This window comes from Neisseria sp. HMSC70E02 (genome assembly GCF_001838645.1).
In the GTDB taxonomy this organism is placed as follows: domain Bacteria; phylum Pseudomonadota; class Gammaproteobacteria; order Burkholderiales; family Neisseriaceae; genus Neisseria; species Neisseria macacae.
Map to the genome: position 1 here is coordinate 1 of NZ_KV838120.1, position 684 is coordinate 684.

Consider the following 684-nt stretch of genomic DNA (forward strand, 5'->3'; position numbering starts at 1 on the left):
CAGTTTGTCGCGTTCGATGTCGGTGATGACTTCGCCGTCGAGGCTGATTTGGTGCAGGTGCCCGCTGCCGTAGTAAAGGTAATCGATATGGCGGCCGTCGGGCAGGATGGTGCGGATGCGGTTGCCCAGCGGGTCGTATCGGTAGCCTACGGTGGCGCTTTGGCCGTTGTGGACGGTGGTTTCGCCGATGAGTCGGTCGAGTTCGTCGTAGGCGAGTTCGACGCTGCTGTGTTGGTTGCGGGCTTTGGTCAGGTTGCCGGTAACGGGGTCGTATTCGAAACGGGTGCGGCTGATGCCTTCGTCTTTGCTTTGTCCGTTGCGGCCGGAGACTTTGCGGCTCTGTTTTTCGATCAGTTGGCCGAGGATGTTGCGTTTGAACCGGTGGATGTGCCAAGTTTCGGGACGCTCTTTCAGACGACCTTCATGATTGCTTTGGCCGTATTCGGTCTGTTGGACCAGTTGTCCGGCGGCATCGTAGCCGTAGGCGGTGATTTTGCCGTCCCAACCGGTTTCTTGGATCAGGTTGTCGGTCCGGTCGTAATCGAGACGGTAGGTTTCGCCGTTTTCGTTGGTGAGGACGGTCAGACGGCGGGCTTTGTCGTAGGCGTAGGCGAAGGTATGGCCCAGCGCGTTGGTGCGTTTGAGCGGCAGTCCGTCCACTGCGAGTTCGTAGGCGGTTTTGGC

At 59.1% G+C, this 684-nt stretch carries 1 pseudogene; it reads right to left on the reverse strand.

Going from position 1 to position 684, the window contains the following annotated elements:
* Positions 1-684, reverse strand: a pseudogene (locus HMPREF3277_RS10960) (RHS repeat protein); the annotation flags it as partial.